This is a genomic window from Bacillus sp. cl96 (assembly GCF_900100505.1).
In the GTDB taxonomy this organism is placed as follows: Bacteria; Bacillota; Bacilli; order Bacillales; family Bacillaceae_G; genus Bacillus_A; species Bacillus_A cereus.
In genome coordinates this window covers 173,977-193,187 of sequence record NZ_FNDM01000006.1, presented here as the reverse complement: position 1 = coordinate 193,187, position 19,211 = coordinate 173,977, and the positions used below count along the sequence as shown (strand labels likewise).

Below are 19,211 nucleotides of genomic sequence, written 5' to 3'. Positions count from 1 at the left end.
TTGAAGTATGGTTCTACACTTTTTCATCTTCCAAAAAGAAATATATTAATTTCTAGCATTATAAGTAGTATGGTGACTTTATTAGTAATAACTATGCTGTTTATGATTTTAAAGGTTTTCAATTTAGACATGATGAAAGATCATTTAAATCAAAAGCTTGTTTTAAGTGTTATGATGATTTTCATATGGGGCATAACGTTTTATATTACGCATTTCAATAAAAAAGAGATGTCTATACTTAGAGCATCCCTACGAGTGCATTTTATATTATTTTTGCTAGCTCATACAGTAGCGTTATTTTATATTGTCATGCAAGTTAATATGAGTTTCATAGAGGCAATGAATTGGATTTACTTTTATAATATGCAGTTTATATTAAGTTTTGTAGTAATTTATGCAATATATATTCTTGTATATAATTTAATAGGTAAGGTTTTTCTAAGTATGGTTTTAACGAGCTGTACGTTAGTCATTTTATGTATTGTGAATTATTTGAAGCTTATTTTCAGAGGTGATCCGTTATATCCTTCTGATTTTACACAAATTACGCATATGCAATCTGTTATACCGATGGTGATGGACTATTTTAGTTGGAGTTATATTTTTGTCATTATCTTAAGTATCGTAGCTTGTATTGTAGCAGGGATATATATGAGAAGGTATATTCAAAATGTAAAGATTCATCTAGGAATAAGAGCCTTATTAGTAGTGGGATCTATTTTTGTTCTATATGCGTACGGTAATTTTGCGAATACATTTATGAATAAAGTATTTCAAAAATCAGGTGTAGATTTTGTTTTGTGGAATCAAAATGAGAACTATGCTTCAAATGGTTTTGTACTTGGGTTTATTAGCAATTTAGATACAACAGTTATGGAAAAACCAAAAAATTATTCTAAAGAAAATATGCTTCAAATAGCAAACAATATAAAAAAACAATATAGTGGAAATATAGGGAGCCAAAAGAAAAAAGAGAAACCGAATATTATTTTTGTAATGAGTGAATCGTTTTGGGATCCGACGAAAGTAACTAACCTTTCTTTTAGTGAAGATCCTGTACCAAATTTACATCATTATATAGAAAACTTTCCTGGTGGACAAACTATTTCTCCTACATTTGGGGGAAATACGGCGAACGTTGAATTTGAGGCATTAACAAGTTATTCAATGAGTTTGTTAAAGCCAGGTTCTATACCATATCAGCAGGTTATTACAAATAAGAAAGAAATTCCATCAATCCCTACGGCGTTGAAAAAAGAAGGTTATTATACAAGTGCAATTCATTCATTTGGTCGCACATTCTTTAAACGTGACGATGTATATAAGGTGTTAGGATTTGATAAGTTTAATGCAGAGGACACGATGGAAAATGTGGATATTGATGGAGATTATATTAGTGATTTAGCGATGAGTAAAGAGATAATTGCTGAGTTAGAGGAACAAAAACAACCTACATTTATTCATGCAGTTACGATGCAAAATCATTTTCCATTTACAGAGGGCCGATTTGGTGAAAACCTAATCGAAATTAGCGGTCTAGAAAATGAAGAATCAAAGGGAGAATTAGAGACGTATACAGAAGGATTAAGACGTTCAGATGAGGCTCTTCAATATTTAATAGAGCAACTAGATAATTTTGATAGACCTACATTATTAGTATTCTTTGGAGATCATCTTCCATCATTAGGAACAAATAAATCTTTTTATAAAGAAAATGAGTATATAACGAATGAAAAAACATCGAATGAACGTTTAGCGATGGCGCAAACGCCGCTATTAATGTATGCAAACTTTGATATGCCAAATGATAATTTAGGTTTAGTAAGCCCAATTCATTTTTCTAATCTTATTTTTGATTATGCAGGATTAAATAAATCCTTATTTTATCAATTTTTATCGGAACTTTACAAGGAAATACCAGTACTTAGAGATGAATTAAAAGTTGATAAAAATGGAGAAGTAATCAATGATTTAACAAAGAAACAAAAAGAAATGTTAGAGCAATATAAAATGCTCCAATATGATTTACTCGTCGGAAATCAATATAGTAAAGATATCCTCTTTAAATAAAAGAAACAAAAAGAACTTGTATAACGATACAAGTTCTTTTTTCATAGTATTTAACGGGGTAACCAGACAAGCTGGGTTTAGGGAGTATTACCTGTACATTTAGTATATATGAAAATGTAATCGTTTTATTTGTGTATTTGTGAGAAATATGTGAATTTTATGTTTTGTGAAAAATCGATTATATTAACTTTCGTTCTTGTATTGCAGTTGTTATGCATGTAAAAATTTTATCAGTTCTTTATTTAATTCATCCGCTTGATCGATTGGTGAACCATGACCACTATTTGTAAGAGCATGTAACTGAGAATTTTTAATTCGTTGTTGCGTAAGCTCAGCACTTTTGTAAGGAATTAGTTGGTCGTGAACGCCGTGGAAGATTTTTGTTGGGACGTTAATTTTATTTAAATCTTTCGTTACATCTTCATTTGCAGCTGCTTGTAAAATTTTTATAAGGGCATAAGAAGCGGACTGCATACCGAGATAAGAAAACCATTCAAGGGTTGCAGCCCCTAAGTTTCTATTAAAAAAGGATAAAGATACATCATTTAAAAATTTTGGTAAATTAGCATACATTTGATTAATGAGAGCATCTGCTTGTTCTTTCGGTACACCGTAAGGGGACTCTTGATTTTTAACGAAAGAGGGGGAGACAGCGTCAATTAATGCGAGCTTAGAAATGCGGCGCCCATTATAGCGAGACATATAGCGAATAGAAAGAGCACCACCAACTGAGAAACCGACTAATGTAGCGTTCTCTACTTGAAGTGCTTCCAGAACAATTGCGATATCATCGGCTAATCGATCATACGTGTAACCAGTCCATGGCTTATCAGATTGTCCATTCCCTCGTATATCCATGGCGATACAGCGAAAGCCATGCTCAGGTAAAACATTGAGTTGATATTGGTACATTTGATGATTTAAAGGCCATCCGTGAACGAAGAAAACAGTCTTACTACCTGGACCAGGATTAACGTCTTGCACAAAAATATGCACATCTTTCTCGACAGTAACAAACATAAATGTCCCCCTATTTTATGAATATGCTCTATCCCAAAAGCGTTGTTTTGTCATAGCTTTAATAAATTCATTTGCTAGCCTCGTAGGGTCTTGTTCTATTAGAACACCAGGCTTTCCTTCGATATTTAAAGATTGAATAATAGAAGAGCCGTTTTGGAAGGAGCCAATCGGCTTAAAGTGATTATATGATTCTACGACAAATGAACTTGCTTTGTTAAGAAAATGATCATCCATCTCTCCGCCGATAAGAAGTAATCCATCATAAAGGAGTGGTGAGCCTGTTAAGAAAGTATCATTTACTTCCCACTGTCCATTTGGCGTTCCCTGCACTACCTAATCGTTCTGAAACGATCACTGGCAGTTAAAGAGTTTTCATTGCTTGAAATTTTAACACCTGTATTTGTTGTCATCTCCTTTCCTTCATTTTCACGCATGAAAGATTGGAGTTGTTCGGTCTTTTTATTTTTTTTGCCATCCATAAAAAACACCTCCGATAATATACGTATTATTGTTTATGTTTTTTATGCTTGTATATAGCATGAAGATATTGCATAGTTGGCATGATTTTCCTCAAATGTTCGATTTATCTTTGTTTGTCTATGAAAATCATTTATTATAATAAATGGTATTCTTCGAGATATTATTTTGAAGGGGTGTTGAAGTGAAAGAAAGTTTTCTATCATATAAAGAAGAAGAAAGAAATGCAAAAATCCTTTTATGGGTGTTATATGTCATTGTTATTGTATATCAAATTTTCTATGCAATCGTATTAGAAGATAAATCAATAATGGATAAGGGATACAACATAATATGGCAAGTTATTTGCGGAGTAGCAATACTGTGCGTGAATATATATTTAATGAAAAAAGAGAAGGCAAACCTTGTTAAATATGCATGGATATTTGCATACATAGGGATAGAATTCGCTAATATATTTTCGTATGTTTTTTATAATAAGGCGGCGTTTGATGCGACAAATATAATAGAAATTATTCTCATTTTCTTTGTACCTATATTTTTAAATAAAAAATTCTATGTGTTTTTACTTTCCTCTATTGTAGGAAAATATTTAATTTATTTATTTGTATTAGAGGAAGTAAAAGCATTTATGTTCCTTATTATGTATACACTTATGTTAATAGCTGCATATATCATTTTAAACCGATTTTTACAATATCTTTCAGCTGTAAAGGAAAGTATTGCGATTGCTAGTGAATCACAGAAATTAGCAGTAATCGGAAAAATGGCAGCGACGGTTGGACATGAAATTAAAAATCCACTTGCTTCATTAAAAGGATTTACGCAATTACAACGAGAGAAGCATGAAGAGGATCCTATTTATAAACGTATGATTTTTGAAATAGAAAATATGAATAATATGATAAGTGAGTTAATGGAAGTTGCTACATGCAAACCTTCTATTTATAAGAAACATGATGTAGGAAAAATTGTATTACAAGTAATAACAAGTCTTCGTGAAAAAATAGATGAATTAAACATTCAGTTTATTTCTAATGTGGAAGAAAAAACAATAGAAGTTGAATGTGATGAACGAAAAATAAGAGGAGTCTTTTTATATACGATAAAAAATGCTTTAGAGGCAATGGGACAAGGTGGTATATTACATTTACAATTAGAAAATAAAGGGAAAGAATATGTAATGATCAGTGTGATCGATAATGGTCATGGTATTAAGCAAGAAAACTTACCCCGTGTTACAGAGGCCTTTTATACAACGAAACAAGATAAAATTGGTCTGGGACTGACGGTAGCGAATCGAATTGTCGCCGAGCACCTTGGTGAGTTGCATATTTCAAGTGAAAAAGATACTGGAACGAGAATAGACATCATTCTCCCAAGGAAGTGTGGAAATACTGAAATCCAAGTGGAAGAAAAGCTAGGAGTTACCATATGAATAAAGGCTATATATTTAAAAATGAAGAAATAAAGGCGCTGAAAGCATTTTTAAGTTTATTTTTTATTATATTTTTCGTATATGATCTTGCCTATGAATTTATCGTACCGTTAATCGGTGGAGAGCAAGAAGGTGTAGGAGAGTTTGAAGATGGTTTAGGTTTATGGCTTTACTTTTTGATGGTGGTATTGTTTTGCATTGGAATATACTTTATGAAATGGAAGAATGCTTTTGCGGTAAAGTATATTATTCTAATTGGCTATAATGTATTAGATTGTATCCATAACATTATGATTTATTATGGTAGCGATGCAGAATTTGACGGTGGAAATATAGTAGAAGGATTTTTTATTTTGTTTGCACCAATCTTTGTGAATAAAAGATATTTCTGGTTAGTTCCAGCGATACTTATCGGAAAGTATGCTCTTACAGGAATCATTATTCAATCTTCTCTCGTTTTAATCCCAATGGCATTATATAGCGTATTTACTATCATATGTTGGATTATATTTTTAAGGGTTCAGTCTTACGTTCGTACGCTTGAGATGATGGACAAAGAAATAAAACAGACAGAAAAACTAGCAGCTGTTGGAAAGATGGCAACGGTTATTGGTTATAAGATTAGAAGACCTTTAGCAAACTTAAAAAAACTTGTGAATAAACAAGCAGACAAGCATCCAGAGGATAAAATTTATAGTGATATTATGAAACAAGAAGTAGATCGGATTCATATAATTGCTACAGAACTTAGTGGATTTGAGAAATCTAAATCACTAGAATCAGAAACTCATAACATACAAGAAATTATTTCTTATGTTATTCGAGTTATGGAAAAGCCAGCTTTAAAACAAGGAGTTTACATACAAGGTATTTACAGTAAAGACTTACCATCAATTACATGTGATGAAAAACGATTAAAACAGGTCTTTTTTAATTTAATCAAAAATGCAATTGAAGCAATGTCAGTTGGCGGAACAATTACGATTAAAGTTACTGTAAAAGATGGAATCATCGTTCAAGTGAAAGATGAGGGATGCGGCATTCCGAAAGATAAAATTCCAAAGTTAAATGAAGCCTTTTATACAACGAAAGAAACAGGAACTGGTCTAGGTTTAGTAGTTACAGAAAAAATTATTAAAGACCACAACGGTAAAATAAGTTTTGAAAGTGAAGTTGGGGTTGGAACGACGGTTGAAGTTATGTTACCACTGCATTAACTACAAAAAACATCACTTATTTGGAAGTGATGTTTTTGTGTTCTTCTTAGGTAGACGTTCTAAAAAAGAGGACGATAACGAAAAATAATATATTGATAGTGTAAAAAGAAAATAATGGATGTTTTACTATGAAAAATATATAATGGCTTTGTCTGTTATTTGTTGTAGTTCATTTATATTTCTATTTGTTGACCCGAATCTCGGGTCTTTTTTTATGAAATAAATTGCTATATATCGGTAATTAGAAAAATAGAATATACAGCACTTGCAGTAATTCCAGGGGTAATATAAAGGGATATAGCATCTCCTCTTGCAACTGGGTTTCCAGTTGTAATACTAGTCCAAGTTACAGTAGCGGGACCTACTGCCGGGGTAGGATTAAATACTTGAATTTGTCCTGCTCCGCTATCCGTTGGTTTAATGGAAAATACCATAGTTCCGGTAATTTTGTCAGTAGTAGTTAAGGTAATAGTAGATAGGATGTAGCTAGAAGAAGGGGTTGTGAGGTTTGTTGGGACATTTCTGCAAATATTAATCGTATAAATAGCAGCAGGTAAATTATTTATATTTATAGACGCAGAAAAGCCGACAATACTACCGGCTCCAGCAGTGACATATGGAATAACATTGGAGTCAATTCCAGGAGAACCCGCTATACGTTGAAAACCAGCATTTGTTCCTTGAAAAACAATACTTTTTGCTGAAGCACTATCGGCAGATCCCGTAGGTCCAGTAATGCCCGTAGGTCCAGTGTTCCCCGTAGGCCCAGTGATGCCGGTAGGCCCGGTACTACCGGTAGGTCCACTTTCTACTAATACGATATAATCTGGAGATATATTAGGAAACCCTTGAGGTGCATCTTTTTTTACAACATAGCCACTGCCCGTATAAGTGACAACTTGTCCTTTTTTATAGTTGGGAGCCGCTGCTAGACTAAAGGTGGTAGTACTTTGGAAACCAGCTCCGGAAGGTCCAGCATTACCCGTAGGTCCGGTGTTCCCCATGGGTCCGGTGTTCCCCATGGGTCCAGTGTTCCCCGTGGGTCCAGTGTTCCCCGTGGGTCCGGTGTTCCCCGTAGGTCCGGTGTTCCCCGTGGGTCCGGTGTTCCCCGTGGGTCCAGTGTTCCCCGTGGGTCCGGTGTTCCCCGTGGGTCCAGTGTTCCCCGTGGGTCCAGTGTTCCCCGTAGGTCCGGTGTTCCCCGTGGGTCCAGTATTTCCGTTAGAGCCGCTGTTGCGTCTGCCATCGCAACTAAAAAAATTACGTGGGTACATATATGTTCTCCTTTCTATATTTTCAAAATCTAGTTTTTAAAATAGAACTAATATATATATATTATGAATTCTATAATTTTGTGTGGCAGATCGTCTTTTGTGTCTAGATTTCAAAAGATAGCGGGAGGAGAATTAAGTAGTGTTAGAGCCACCATTTTTCCTGAGGAAGTAAAATAACATCCACATCAAAATTCTCTTTAAACCAATCATACATCAATGTCTCTTTCACTAAATATTCAGAGGCAGAGTGTGACACACCAATTAGAGACATATTCGTTTCTTTTACATAATCCATAATGAGCGAGTATTTATGTCTGCCGTAATCATTATCGATATGGCAATGGATTTCTCCTGTAATATATGCTTCAGCACCTTTTTCTTCTGCTTCCTTCATTAAAGATACGACATCGCCACATCCAGCGATAATTGCGATTTTTTTGATGGAATCATGTCGTTTACCTTCGAAGTCTGTGTAAGGAATCTGGAAGAGTTGTTTTAGATGTTTTTGGAGTGCTTCTGTTGATGTTTCATCTATTTCACAAATAAGGCCAACTGGTTCTTGTTCTGGACCTCCATATGCAAAGTCGTCCACTACAGTAGCGTTTAATGCTTTTGCAATTGAAATACTCGTTCCATGTGTTTGATGAAAATCCATTGGTACGTGACATGTATATATAGAAAGTTGTTTTTCTTTTATTCCTTGCAAATATTTTTCAGGAATTGGTAAGAAACCGCGGCCTGATCTTCCAAGCGGATCACCGCACTCCATTACAAGGGGATGATGCATAAAGAGTAAATCACCGGGTGTGGATTGTGAAATGAATGTTTCAAGAACGTCATCTGTAGGGAATACAGCTAAAAATACTTTGTTTACATTTTCAGATCCGTGCATCATAAGGCCGTTAAATAAATCTACAAAATTTGCTTCGAAAAATTGTTGCCAAGGAAATTTGATAGGATCATATACGGCTGGGATAAATCGACTAAAGGCACTATCTTTTCCGTATTTTTCAATTTGGAATAAGTGATCGAGTGATTGCTCTATTTTTTTTAAGGCTGGCATGTTTGATAATCCTCCTTAAGATGATTCTTGCTTTATGAGTTGTTTGTATTCTTCGTAGCAAAATAAGAAGCGGATAGGAAACAAATAAAACCTAGAATCCAGCTAATAGAAGGAGAATAGGGAAGTACATGCTGTAATAGCATTCCGCTAGAAATGAAGAAACTACTAAATACACCTAATAACATGGGATATCGTTGTAGTTTGAACACAGATAGTAAACATCCTTTCTCCTGCATGAACTACTCATAAAAGCTCGATTGCTGAAACTTTATCACATACATTGTATATTAGTCTTAATTTTCTGTATATAACTTTTAAGAAAAATGGTGATACAATATATGAATGATAAGAGAAGAGAGGATGAAGATTAACATATGTACGTTACTGTAACAGAAGCAGCATATAAAAAGATTATGGATACGATTCCAAGTGAAGCGAAATATATAAAGTTATTTTATGATAATGAAGGTTGCGGTTGTGTTATGAGCGGAATCATCGATTTAGTAGCTGTAGCAGAGAAAGATGAGCGCGATGTGGATATTGAATCAAGCACAATGAATTTTATCGCTGATCGTACAAAGCTTGTATTTATGGACGATAAGTTAACGGTTGATTGGCATGAAGGTGGAGGAACTTTTCAGTTGAAGAGCCCAAGCCAGTTTTATAATCCAAATATGAAATTACACGTTCGAGTATAGTAAAGGTGAGTCCAAAATGTATTTTGGACTCACTTTTTTTATTTTATAAGTCGCTATTATTCTCGATAAGTCGATATATTGAAAAAATCGCTGATATAAATGGAGTTGCGCCGATATAATTTCATTTACCAAAACGTTTCATATAATAAAAAGATTTTTTCACATAATGAAATGTACATGTGATTGAATTTTCTGTATAATCTTCTTTGCGGAGGGGATACGCATGAGAAGATGGGGAATTGAGTTATTAATTTTAAGTGTTGTTATTATTTGGGGGATTAACTATACAATTGCGAAGTATGGACTTTTAGAATTTACAGCAATTGAGTTTACTGCACTTCGTATGATGGCGGCGGCACCGCTTCTGTTACTCCTTACCTTTTGTATTGAAAAGTCGGTTTATATGGAGCGAACGGATATACCTAGATTAATTATCGTTAGCGTTGTAGGTATTGTACTGTATCAAACGTTATTTATGGAAACTGTCAAATATACATCCGCTACAAATGCCTCTTTACTCATTTCTATTTCACCTATTTTTACAACTGCATTTGCGATTTTCTTGAAACAAGAAAAGTTTTCTTCTCGAAAGTTAATCGGTTCTATGACTGCCTTTGTTGGTGCAGCCTTAGTTTTAGTAGCAGGACATTCACTTACTAGTTCTTTTTATGGCAATGGAATTGGACTTATTACATCAATATGCTGGGGGCTTTATCCTGTTTTAGCAGGACCATTAATTAAAAAATATTCAGCATTACGTGTTACTGCATGGTCTGCATTAGTGGGTGCGATTCCGCTATTATTGTTAAGTGGTCCACATGTGTTTGTCATGCCATTTCACATTACTCACGGAATGACACTATTTGCTTTACTATATTCTATTTTCTTTGTAACAGTATTTGGTCTAGTAATGTGGTATGTTGGTGTTCAAAAAATTGGGGCGTCACATACGATGGTATATATGTATATAACGCCGCTTGTAGCGGTTCTATTTGCAGCTGTCTGGGCAAATGAATATGTATCGTTTCAACAAATCATCGGTGGAATTATCATTTTTGTCGGTCTATGGTTTGTGAAATCGGAGAAAGTAAAAATTCATTCTATTGCAGAGGAACCTATATCAAAATAGGAAAACAGATCACCTATGATCTGCTTTCCTATTTTTTTATTTTTGGTAAGAAGATGAGAAACAAGATAGCAGTAATAAGTGGAATTAAGTTTAAAAATGGAATACGGAAGAGTGTAATAAGAATAATACCTGGAAGAAGAACACCGAGGACAGCGTAAAAAATGCTATGATTTTTCGTGTACCAATACAATGAAAGTCCAATAAGTGCAGGGATAATGAGGTGAATGAGAGCCATTAAAAAATAAATCATTAGACGCCCCCTTTATTTGTGTGCTTATTACATCATATCCGTATGTTCATAGATTGATATCATTTTTTTCATAAATGGACGAAAAAAGTTTGAAAAACCGTCACAAAATATGAGAATATGATGTTTGAAATCTTGTATAATATTATTTTCTAAAAACATTTAAACAACATAAACATACTGTTTATGTTGTTTTTAATTTGAATGAAATGAATGTAAGGAATATGAATTTGAAAGAAATTTTTTGTTGGATAGATAAGAACGAATGAAGAGAGGTACAGCATGATTAGTATGTCACTAAGATCATTTAAAATTCAATCGTATTATATACTAGGTATTCTTTTACTAGGCTGGATGATAACACCGTTTTCAGCACATTTTTTAGGTGCAGGAATTGGACTTATCGTAAGTATGTATTGCGTTTGGCTTTTAGGCAGAAGAATTGAGAAGCTTGGAGATAGTATTGTAAAGAAGACGAAAGCACCGACACTCGGTATGTTTAACCGTTTTGCAGCTGCCATTTTGGGTGCTATTATTATGTACGAAATTGAGCACCACATGGTTATGTGGGCGTTTGCAGTAGGGATTATGGGTGGGTATTTCTTAATCGTTGTGAATTTAGGTTACTATAGCATGAAAGATGAGAAAGAACTAACAAAGAGCTAAAAAGATAAAAGACTTCTTTTTAGATGGAATAGATGATCCAGTCACGAATAGAAGCGGTCAGGGCCTTTTTTAGCCCCATACGATGTGAAACCCGAGAGATGTAGTGAGTAGGGATATAATGTATATATTCGAAGCTGTAATTTTATAATCTAGGTCACAGATGAAGAGATTAGCGTTTCACTTTATATAAGATATAGAAAGAAGCTTACGTTTTCACGTAAGCTTCTTTTTTATGTAAGTGTGTGTAACCGTTAAGCCGCATTGGGTTTTGTCGGTGAGTACGCGAAACTTTACGGTTACACGACACTTATTCATATGAGTAAAGGGTTATTCCAACAGAAAGTTTTAATTTAAGCGATTGGACCGCCTAAGTTAATAATGTCTTCAGATACGCTGTCGAACTTTTTGAAGTTAGCTTTGAATTCATTTGCAAGTTCGATTGCTTTTGCTTTGTAAGCAGCTTTATCAGCCCAAGTTTGTTCAGGCATTAACACTTCGTCAGGTACACCTGGTACGTGAAGTGGAACTTCAAGACCGAAGATGTCATGTTTAGCTGTTTCAGTTTTCGCAAGTTCACCGTTTAATGCTGCTTGAATCATTGCACGAGTGTAACCTAAGTTCATACGTTTACCAACGCCGTATTCGCCACCAGTCCAGCCAGTGTTTACTAAGAATACTTTCGCATCGTGTTTCTCGATTTTTTCACCAAGCATTTCAGCATAGCGAGATGCATCAAGTGGTAAGAATGGTGAACCGAAGCAAGTTGAGAATGTTGCTTGCGGAGAAGTAACGCCGCGCTCTGTTCCTGCTAGTTTACTAGTGTAACCACTTAAGAAATGATACATAGCTTGCTCTTTTGATAACTTACTGATTGGAGGCAATACGCCAGATGCATCAGCAGTTAAGAAAATAATTGTATTTGGGTGTCCAGCAACACTTGGCAGTACGATATTGTCGATCGCATGCATAGGGTATGCAGCACGAGTATTTTCTGTTAAAGTAGTATCGTTGTAGTCGGCGATACGTGTTTGGTCATTAATGATAACGTTTTCTAAAACAGATCCAAATGTGATTGCATCGAAAATTTGTGGTTCTTTCTCGTGAGAAAGGTTTACACATTTCGCGTAGCAACCGCCTTCAATATTGAATACACCGTTATCAGACCAACCGTGCTCATCATCACCGATTAATTTACGGTTTGGATCAGCAGATAATGTTGTTTTACCTGTTCCAGATAAACCGAAGAATAGTGCTACGTCGCCTTCTTCACCTACGTTTGCAGAGCAATGCATAGAAAGAATATCTTGTTCAGGTAGTAAGAAGTTCATAATAGAGAAGATTGATTTTTTCATTTCTCCAGCGTATTCTGTACCACCAATTAGTACAATACGTTTTTCGAATGAAACCATAATGAATGCTTCAGAGTTTGTACCGTCAACAGCTGGATCAGCTTTGAAGTTCGGTGCAGAAACAATTGTGAACTCTGACTCATGAGTTGTTAATTCTTCTTCAGTTGGACGAATGAATAATTGATGTACAAATAAATTGTGCCATGCATATTCATTAATAACTTGAATTGGTAGGCGGTAATTGCGGTCAGCGCCTGCAAATCCTTTGAAGACGAATAACTCTTCTTTTTCTTTTAAGTATTCTAAAACTTTAGTATATAATTTATTAAAATGTTCTTCAGAAATCGGTTGGTTTACAGCTCCCCAAGCAATTTTGTCAGCAACCGATGCTTCTTTCACAATAAATTTATCTTTAGGAGAACGTCCTGTATATTTTCCTGTTGAAGCAGAAACGGCACCAGTAGAAGTTAATTTCCCTTCATTTCGCATTAATACTTTTTCCACTAATTGCGGAACACTTAGTTGAATCTGTGCATTGCTTCCGTTCAATAATTCGTGTAAACCAATTTGGACATTCACAGTACTCATATTTATATACCATCCTTTTCATTTAATGAAATATTTCTCGTAATCCCCAACAAGAGTATAACACAATTATATAAATAATGTATACTATTTATTTCTTTTTGTTTGTGTGAATGCATTATTTCCCTATTAATATTTCATTTCAGGCGTATTGAGAAAAACTTTCAGGAAAATGTGAATATTAATTGACAAATGAATATCATTTCTTTAGTATAGGTTGGGACGGATACTCTCTTATCCCGAGCTGGCGGAGGGACAGGCCCGATGAAGCCCAGCAACCTCACTTGTAGTGGTAAATACAGGTGAATAGGTGCTAAAACCTGTGCGAGGCTACAGGTCTCGAACGATAAGAGCGAAGGGCAAAAAGCAGTATGCAAGTAGCAAATTAAACCTTTCCTCTATGTAAAGTAGGAAAGGTTTTTCTGTATGCTTGTGTGGGAGAATAAATGTATGTCGCAGTTTGTGGCAAATTAAGGATGAGTTCCGTACAATATATACAATTACTGTAGGGAGGTTTACCACATGACAAAAAAACGTCATCTGTTCACATCTGAGTCTGTAACTGAAGGACATCCAGATAAAATTTGTGACCAAATTTCTGATTCAATTTTAGATGCGATCTTATCAAAAGACGCAAATGCACGTGTAGCTTGTGAAACAACTGTAACAACTGGTTTAGTATTGGTAGCGGGGGAAATTACGACTTCTACTTACGTAGATATTCCAAAAATCGTTCGTGAAACAATTCAAGGCATTGGTTACACACGCGCAAAATACGGATTCGATGCAGAAACTTGTGCAGTTTTAACATCTATCGATGAGCAATCTGCTGACATCGCTATGGGTGTTGACCAAGCGCTAGAAGCACGCGAAGGTCAAATGACTGACGCTGAGATTGAGGCAATTGGTGCAGGAGACCAAGGTTTAATGTTTGGTTTCGCATGTAATGAAACACAAGAGTTAATGCCACTTCCAATCTCGCTTGCTCACAAATTAGCTCGCCGTTTAACTGAAGTACGTAAAGATGATACATTATCATACTTACGTCCGGATGGAAAAACGCAAGTTACAGTTGAGTATGATGAAAATGGTAAACCAGTACGTGTTGATACTATCGTAATTTCTACACAACATCACCCAGATGTTACATGGGAAGAAATCGATCGCGACTTAAAAGAGCACGTAATTAAAGCTGTAGTACCAGCAGAATTAATGGATGGAGAAACGAAATTCTTCATTAATCCAACTGGCCGCTTCGTAATTGGTGGACCACAAGGTGATGCTGGTTTAACAGGACGTAAAATCATCGTTGATACTTACGGTGGATACGCTCGCCACGGTGGCGGTGCATTCTCTGGTAAAGATGCAACGAAAGTTGACCGTTCTGCAGCATATGCAGCTCGTTATGTTGCGAAAAACATCGTAGCAGCTGGTCTTGCTGAAAAAGCAGAAGTACAACTTGCATACGCAATCGGTGTAGCACAACCAGTATCAATTTCAGTTGATACATTCGGCACTGGTAAAGTATCTGAAGACGTACTAGTAGAGCTAGTTCGTAACAACTTCGATCTTCGCCCAGCTGGTATTATTAAAATGCTAGACTTACGTCGCCCAATTTACAAACAAACAGCAGCTTACGGCCACTTTGGACGTACTGATGTAGATCTATCATGGGAACGTACAGACAAAGCAGCAGCTTTAAAAGAGCAAGCTGGTCTATAATATATGAAAAAAAGCTTTGCGCGGTGAGCGCAAAGCTTTTTTTATTTATAATTACGTTGGAATAAAGCGAAGAGTTCAATGTCATGCCAATTGCCATTGCGGAATATAGCTTCTTTACAAGTTCCTTCATGTTGAAAACCGAGTGATTTATATAATTTAATTGCTCTATCGTTAAAAGAAAATACTCGTAAAGAAAGGCGATGTAAATTTAATTCTAAAAATGCATAATCCAATAATAAGGTGAAAGCTTCCTTCCCATAACCTTGCCCCCAGTAATCCTTGTTACCAATATCAATAATACATTCAGCGTTTCGATTATACGAATCAATATGAATTAAAGAAGTAATACCAATTGAAAGATGCGTAGATTTTTCTTCAATGATATAGCTCTTAGAGTCCGAAGAATGAATAAATTGCTGGCAAAGTTTTTCTGTGTCTTGAAGGGAATATTTATCAAGAGTGAGAGTAGTTGAACTCATAACGTCTATATCATTATGCCATTTATAATATGTTAGAATATCATCTTCGGAAAACTTTCGTAACTGGATACGGTTTGATTCAAACAATGTAAGTCCTCCTTTTGTATTTCCTTTTCACATGATTTACAAAGGATTGATTTCTTCTGGAACATATGTAATCAACCTTTCATTTGACGTGCTTTACCTGCGCAAAAGGCACTACTTAGTAAAAATAGTGTCGCGAATATAATGCTTACTAATGTAGCGTATGGAATTGCGCCTTTTAGAGAAAAACCGACAGTGATGGAAGCGACGAATAAGAGGATGAATGTTGTTGTTAATTTTTTATAAAGTTCCATACTATGTAGACCTCCAATTTATTTTTTAGTACAAGTTTTAAAATTGAATTCTATTATGTAGAAAATATAAAGAGTAGCTAAAGATGTGTAGTCTAGGAGTATAAGAAAGGGCACTTTCCTTTTTGTGGGTTAGTATACTTATATTGTATCATGGCGCATGATTGGCTTCATACATAATTGTGTAAAGGTATGTATGATAAAATGAAGAAAAGTCTTTAAGAAAGGAAAGATAAAAAATGAGTGTAACTGAACATAAAAAACAAGCTCCAAAAGAAGTGCGTTGCAAGATCGTGACGATTTCCGATACACGTACGGAAGAAACAGATAAGAGCGGACAACTATTACATGAATTGTTAAAAGAAGCGGGACATAAAGTAACTTCTTATGAAATTGTAAAAGATGATAAAGAAAGTATTCAGCAAGCAGTGTTAGCTGGTTATCATAAGGAAGATGTAGATGTTGTATTAACAAATGGCGGTACTGGTATTACGAAACGCGATGTCACAATTGAAGCAGTATCAGCGTTATTAGATAAAGAAATTGTTGGATTTGGTGAGCTGTTCCGTATGATTAGTTATTTAGAAGATATCGGAAGCAGCGCAATGTTAAGTAGAGCGATTGGTGGTACAATTGGGCGCAAAGTAGTCTTCTCGATGCCAGGGTCTAGCGGAGCGGTTCGCCTTGCGATGAATAAATTAATTTTACCGGAATTAGGTCATATTACATTTGAGCTGCATCGCCAATGAGTAAGTATGCTGGAATTGTATTAGCAGGTGGTATGTCGAGTAGATTCGGTGAGCCGAAAGCGTTAGCAATTTGGAAGGAAACTACTTTTGTTGAGCGTATTGTGAAAGTGATGGGAAATACTTTGCAAGACATTGTAGTAATTAGCCATACTGATATAAAAGAGCGAGTAGAGCAATTCGTACAAGTACCTGTTATAGAAGACATTCCGCACTATAAAGGGAATGGACCGCTGGCCGGCATTGTATCAGGAATGGAATACATAGAAGCAGATTGGTACGCTATTATGCCTTGCGATGCGCCAAATGTTTCGCATGAATGGTTTACCATTTTACTAGAGCAAACGAACAATGAATATGATGCGGTTGTACCTATTATTAATGGAAGAAAACAACCGCTACTTGCGGCGTATCATAACCGCGTGAAAGAAAAGATTTATGCTTTACTTCAGGAAGAAAAAAGAAGTATGGGGCAGCTTTTATCACAATGTAATGTGAAGTATGTTTCTGGAGAAGATGTACAAGCGAATGCGGATTGGTTTATAAATGTAAATACGAAAGAAGAATATGTGCAGGCTCAAAAAGACCTTTCAAATGAATGAAAGGTTTTTTTGATATACAGAATTGGGGAACAATTGCTGTATAAAGGTATGTGAGTGAGTTGATTTTAAGGGGAATTCTTAAAATCATTATACAGTTAAAACACTGTATAACCATATATTAATTTTTATGGGTTTTTATTACAAGTCTGTTTAGTTATGTTTATTTTTGATATAATTAATATAGAAATAAAACAATGCTTAACCTTATGTATCATTTATTAAACTAAAATTTATGACCATGTAATAAACTCCCTTCGTTTTTTGAAGGGAGTTTTTCTATTTAAGCAAGCAACTCTGATGCGTTATGCTGAAGGACTTCTTCATATTGGTTAAGCAAGCCACGAAAGACCTCATCCCAGCTCTTTGATTTCGCAAAAGAGGAAGATTCTATTCCCATCTGCTCAAGTTTTTCTTCATTTTGTAATAAAAAATAAATGGATGATAGAAATGCATCTTCATTTTTAGGCGGACAAAGAACTCCCGTTTTTCCATCTGTAATAATATTTTTAACCCCGCCACTATTTGCACCAATAACAGGTGTACCGCATGCGAGTGATTCAAGTACGACATTTCCGAATGTTTCAGTAGCTGATGGAAACACCATTATGTTAGAACAAGCATATGCTTCAGCTAAATCCCCGCCTTGTAAATAGCCAGTAAAAGTGATATTTGTTTTCGGAACAGCTTCACGTAAACTTGTTGCTAGAGGACCGTCTCCTGCGATGAGCCAATGAATATCGTTTCGAGTATGTGCTGTTTTAACGATAAGGTGTTGCAGCGTATCAATATCTTTTTCAGGAGCAATTCGTCCAACATAGGAAAGGACATACTTCGCTGTAATATTATATTTTTTTCGGAATAGGTCTGTATTGTAAGCTGGATGAAAGAGTGTGCAATCTACACCACGTCCCCATATAGAGAGGGTCTGAAAGCCTTTATTTTTTAATTGATGTAATGTTTCAAAGGAAGGTACAAAATTTTTTTGCATATGACTATGAAACCATTTTAAATAGTTCCAAAGCATATTGGAGAGGAATTCGATTTTGTAATAACGTAAATAGGCATCGAAATCAGTATGATAAGAACCGACAACTGGGATGTTTAACTTTTTTGCATAATACAATCCACAAAGTCCCATGTTGAAAGGTGTGGCAATGTGAATAATGTCAGGTTTAAAGGAAAGTAGTTCCCGTTTAATACGCGGAGTAGGAAAAGAAAAACGACATTCTGGATATAATATTGTTAACGGGATACTTCTCATCTTATTCACATTCGCTACAAAATTATCTTCAGCTGTATGCTGAGGGGCGAAAACAGAATAGGCGATCTGTTCTTTCTGAAAATATTGTGTTAATCGCTCTAACGTTTTCGCAACCCCGTTAACTTGTGGCGTAAAAGTATCGGTAAAAATGGCGACTCTCATCATATCACTCCTTTATGTGAAAAGTGGGATGAATTGATAAAAAGAGATGATGCCAGAACAAGTGCCAAGGCACATACCGACGAATACATCTGACGGATAGTGAAGGCCTAAATAAATACGTGAAATACCGACGCATAACGCTAACGGTAATAGGAAAGCAAGTAAGCTTGGATTATAGCAAATAAATGGAATGAAGACAGAGAAAACGGCTGTTGTATGACCAGACGGGAAAGAGTGGTCTTTTAATGGATGGACTGGATATTTTGCATCCTGAATTGTTAAATAAGGACGTTTTCGTGGATACCATCTTTTTAATATTTGTACAGGAATATGGCTAATTGCTAAAGAAATAGCAGTTGCAATTGCTGCCTGATGTAAAGTACCTTTTGCAAAAATTAAAAAGAAAAGTGTGAGTGCGATGGAGAAAGTCGCGCCACCGATATGAGTAATATTGCTGAAAAAGATATTTAATGTTTTTTGATCAAAGTAGCGATTAATTCCTTTGAAAATGTAACATTCTATTTTATATAATCCACTGACCTTCATGAAAATTCTCCTCCCTCGTTTACATATATATGGAGATATTAGCTTTTATTTTAATAAGATTTTGTTGAGGGAGTAATAATGTTTTGTAAAGAAAAAGTTAGTTTTTATATAAAAAAAGCTGCCAATCT

Annotated in this window: 18 protein-coding genes, 1 pseudogene and 1 riboswitch; of the genes and pseudogenes, 9 read left to right on the top strand and 10 right to left on the bottom strand. The window is 35.2% G+C overall.

Features of this window, described 5'->3' with window-relative positions; translation table 11 throughout:
• Window positions 1–2,070, top strand: coding sequence for an LTA synthase family protein (locus tag BLT20_RS15780; RefSeq protein WP_000873628.1), 2,070 nt, complete (start codon window positions 1–3; stop codon window positions 2,068–2,070).
• A gap of 210 nt (window positions 2,071–2,280) precedes the next feature.
• On the opposite strand, the gene BLT20_RS15775 is transcribed toward BLT20_RS15780, so the two are convergent.
• Both BLT20_RS15775 and BLT20_RS15770 read right to left on the bottom strand, forming a co-directional pair.
• Window positions 2,281–3,090, bottom strand: coding sequence for an alpha/beta fold hydrolase (locus BLT20_RS15775; protein WP_000498278.1), 810 nt, complete (start codon window positions 3,088–3,090; stop codon window positions 2,281–2,283).
• Window positions 3,091–3,105: 15 nt separating this feature from the next.
• Window positions 3,106–3,448 (bottom strand): annotated as a pseudogene (locus tag BLT20_RS15770) (catalase); the annotation flags it as partial.
• 303 nt (window positions 3,449–3,751) lie between these two features.
• Here BLT20_RS15770 and BLT20_RS15760 point away from each other — a divergent pair.
• Both BLT20_RS15760 and BLT20_RS15755 read left to right on the top strand, forming a co-directional pair.
• On the top strand, window positions 3,752–5,005 hold the full coding sequence (locus tag BLT20_RS15760) for an ATP-binding protein (protein WP_000664889.1): 1,254 nt from the start codon (window positions 3,752–3,754) through the stop codon (window positions 5,003–5,005).
• Complete coding sequence (locus BLT20_RS15755; RefSeq protein WP_001032628.1) at window positions 5,002–6,222, top strand: ATP-binding protein; 1,221 nt, start codon at window positions 5,002–5,004, stop codon at window positions 6,220–6,222. The genes BLT20_RS15760 and BLT20_RS15755 overlap by 4 nt, the downstream gene beginning before the upstream one ends.
• Window positions 6,223–6,449: 227 nt before the next feature.
• Here the strand turns inward: BLT20_RS15755 and BLT20_RS15750 are convergent, their stop codons facing one another.
• Window positions 6,450–7,493 (bottom strand): collagen-like domain-containing protein, encoded by a 1,044-nt coding sequence (locus BLT20_RS15750; RefSeq protein ID WP_059303396.1) that lies wholly within the window; start codon window positions 7,491–7,493, stop codon window positions 6,450–6,452.
• A 142-nt stretch (window positions 7,494–7,635) separates the two neighbouring features.
• Window positions 7,636–8,556 (bottom strand): Nif3-like dinuclear metal center hexameric protein, encoded by a 921-nt coding sequence (locus BLT20_RS15745; protein WP_001111125.1) that lies wholly within the window; start codon window positions 8,554–8,556, stop codon window positions 7,636–7,638.
• A gap of 374 nt (window positions 8,557–8,930) precedes the next feature.
• Here BLT20_RS15745 and BLT20_RS15735 point away from each other — a divergent pair, with 374 nt between their 5' ends.
• Together BLT20_RS15735 and BLT20_RS15730 are read left to right on the top strand one after the other, a co-directional pair.
• Window positions 8,931–9,254: an iron-sulfur cluster biosynthesis family protein gene (locus BLT20_RS15735; protein ID WP_000289570.1), complete on the top strand. Its 324-nt coding sequence runs from the start codon at window positions 8,931–8,933 to the stop codon at window positions 9,252–9,254.
• A 223-nt stretch (window positions 9,255–9,477) separates the two neighbouring features.
• On the top strand, window positions 9,478–10,383 hold the full coding sequence (locus BLT20_RS15730) for a DMT family transporter (protein ID WP_001255409.1): 906 nt from the start codon (window positions 9,478–9,480) through the stop codon (window positions 10,381–10,383).
• A gap of 28 nt (window positions 10,384–10,411) precedes the next feature.
• Here BLT20_RS15730 and BLT20_RS15725 read toward each other — a convergent pair whose 3' ends face one another.
• Entirely contained in the window at window positions 10,412–10,633 is a 222-nt protein-coding gene (locus tag BLT20_RS15725; protein WP_000639042.1) for a hypothetical protein, read from the bottom strand.
• Between the two features lie 279 nt (window positions 10,634–10,912).
• On the opposite strand from BLT20_RS15725, the gene BLT20_RS15720 reads away from it, so the two are divergent.
• Window positions 10,913–11,296 (top strand): ATP synthase subunit I, encoded by a 384-nt coding sequence (locus BLT20_RS15720; protein ID WP_000624922.1) that lies wholly within the window; start codon window positions 10,913–10,915, stop codon window positions 11,294–11,296.
• Window positions 11,297–11,646: 350 nt separating this feature from the next.
• On the opposite strand, the gene pckA is transcribed toward BLT20_RS15720, so the two are convergent.
• A complete protein-coding gene (gene pckA, locus BLT20_RS15715; RefSeq protein ID WP_000108802.1) occupies window positions 11,647–13,233 on the bottom strand; it encodes a phosphoenolpyruvate carboxykinase (ATP) in 1,587 nt (528 codons plus the stop codon).
• A gap of 228 nt (window positions 13,234–13,461) precedes the next feature.
• Window positions 13,462–13,583: riboswitch (SAM riboswitch) on the top strand.
• Between the two features lie 169 nt (window positions 13,584–13,752).
• Between pckA and metK the strand changes: the two genes are divergently transcribed.
• Complete coding sequence (gene metK / locus BLT20_RS15705) at window positions 13,753–14,952, top strand: methionine adenosyltransferase (protein WP_000163123.1); 1,200 nt, start codon at window positions 13,753–13,755, stop codon at window positions 14,950–14,952.
• A 41-nt stretch (window positions 14,953–14,993) separates the two neighbouring features.
• Here the strand turns inward: metK and BLT20_RS15700 are convergent, their stop codons facing one another.
• Together BLT20_RS15700 and BLT20_RS15695 are read right to left on the bottom strand one after the other, a co-directional pair.
• Complete coding sequence (locus BLT20_RS15700) at window positions 14,994–15,518, bottom strand: GNAT family N-acetyltransferase (protein ID WP_000464126.1); 525 nt, start codon at window positions 15,516–15,518, stop codon at window positions 14,994–14,996.
• A gap of 71 nt (window positions 15,519–15,589) precedes the next feature.
• Window positions 15,590–15,769: a hypothetical protein gene (locus tag BLT20_RS15695; RefSeq protein WP_000424805.1), complete on the bottom strand. Its 180-nt coding sequence runs from the start codon at window positions 15,767–15,769 to the stop codon at window positions 15,590–15,592.
• Window positions 15,770–16,005: 236 nt separating this feature from the next.
• Between BLT20_RS15695 and BLT20_RS15690 the strand changes: the two genes are divergently transcribed.
• Both BLT20_RS15690 and BLT20_RS15685 read left to right on the top strand, forming a co-directional pair.
• On the top strand, window positions 16,006–16,515 hold the full coding sequence (locus BLT20_RS15690) for a MogA/MoaB family molybdenum cofactor biosynthesis protein (RefSeq protein WP_000117124.1): 510 nt from the start codon (window positions 16,006–16,008) through the stop codon (window positions 16,513–16,515).
• Window positions 16,512–17,114, top strand: coding sequence for a molybdenum cofactor guanylyltransferase (locus BLT20_RS15685; protein ID WP_000049594.1), 603 nt, complete (start codon window positions 16,512–16,514; stop codon window positions 17,112–17,114). Before BLT20_RS15690 ends, BLT20_RS15685 begins: the two co-directional genes overlap by 4 nt.
• 280 nt (window positions 17,115–17,394) lie before the next feature.
• On the opposite strand, the gene BLT20_RS15680 is transcribed toward BLT20_RS15685, so the two are convergent.
• Window positions 17,395–18,537, bottom strand: coding sequence for a glycosyltransferase family 4 protein (locus tag BLT20_RS15680; RefSeq protein WP_001261602.1), 1,143 nt, complete (start codon window positions 18,535–18,537; stop codon window positions 17,395–17,397).
• Between the two features lie 12 nt (window positions 18,538–18,549).
• Entirely contained in the window at window positions 18,550–19,083 is a 534-nt protein-coding gene (locus BLT20_RS15675; RefSeq protein WP_000868582.1) for a phosphatase PAP2 family protein, read from the bottom strand.
• Window positions 19,084–19,211: the final 128 nt, after the last annotated feature.

What these genes read in the sequence shown, in the direction of transcription:
- BLT20_RS15775 (WP_000498278.1), bottom strand. Translation starts at nt 3,090, where the DNA reads ATGTTTGTTACTGTCGAGAAAGATGTGCATATTTTTGTGCAAGACGTT.
- BLT20_RS15755 (WP_001032628.1), top strand. Translation starts at nt 5,002, where the DNA reads ATGAATAAAGGCTATATATTTAAAAATGAAGAAATAAAGGCGCTGAAA.
- BLT20_RS15750 (WP_059303396.1), bottom strand. Translation starts at nt 7,493, where the DNA reads ATGTACCCACGTAATTTTTTTAGTTGCGATGGCAGACGCAACAGCGGC.
- BLT20_RS15745 (WP_001111125.1), bottom strand. Translation starts at nt 8,556, where the DNA reads ATGCCAGCCTTAAAAAAAATAGAGCAATCACTCGATCACTTATTCCAA.
- BLT20_RS15735 (WP_000289570.1), top strand. Translation starts at nt 8,931, where the DNA reads ATGTACGTTACTGTAACAGAAGCAGCATATAAAAAGATTATGGATACG.
- BLT20_RS15730 (WP_001255409.1), top strand. Translation starts at nt 9,478, where the DNA reads ATGAGAAGATGGGGAATTGAGTTATTAATTTTAAGTGTTGTTATTATT.
- BLT20_RS15725 (WP_000639042.1), bottom strand. Translation starts at nt 10,633, where the DNA reads ATGATTTATTTTTTAATGGCTCTCATTCACCTCATTATCCCTGCACTT.
- BLT20_RS15720 (WP_000624922.1), top strand. Translation starts at nt 10,913, where the DNA reads ATGATTAGTATGTCACTAAGATCATTTAAAATTCAATCGTATTATATA.
- pckA (WP_000108802.1), bottom strand. Translation starts at nt 13,233, where the DNA reads ATGAGTACTGTGAATGTCCAAATTGGTTTACACGAATTATTGAACGGA.
- metK (WP_000163123.1), top strand. Translation starts at nt 13,753, where the DNA reads ATGACAAAAAAACGTCATCTGTTCACATCTGAGTCTGTAACTGAAGGA.
- BLT20_RS15695 (WP_000424805.1), bottom strand. Translation starts at nt 15,769, where the DNA reads ATGGAACTTTATAAAAAATTAACAACAACATTCATCCTCTTATTCGTC.
- BLT20_RS15690 (WP_000117124.1), top strand. Translation starts at nt 16,006, where the DNA reads ATGAGTGTAACTGAACATAAAAAACAAGCTCCAAAAGAAGTGCGTTGC.
- BLT20_RS15685 (WP_000049594.1), top strand. Translation starts at nt 16,512, where the DNA reads ATGAGTAAGTATGCTGGAATTGTATTAGCAGGTGGTATGTCGAGTAGA.
- BLT20_RS15680 (WP_001261602.1), bottom strand. Translation starts at nt 18,537, where the DNA reads ATGAGAGTCGCCATTTTTACCGATACTTTTACGCCACAAGTTAACGGG.
- BLT20_RS15675 (WP_000868582.1), bottom strand. Translation starts at nt 19,083, where the DNA reads ATGAAGGTCAGTGGATTATATAAAATAGAATGTTACATTTTCAAAGGA.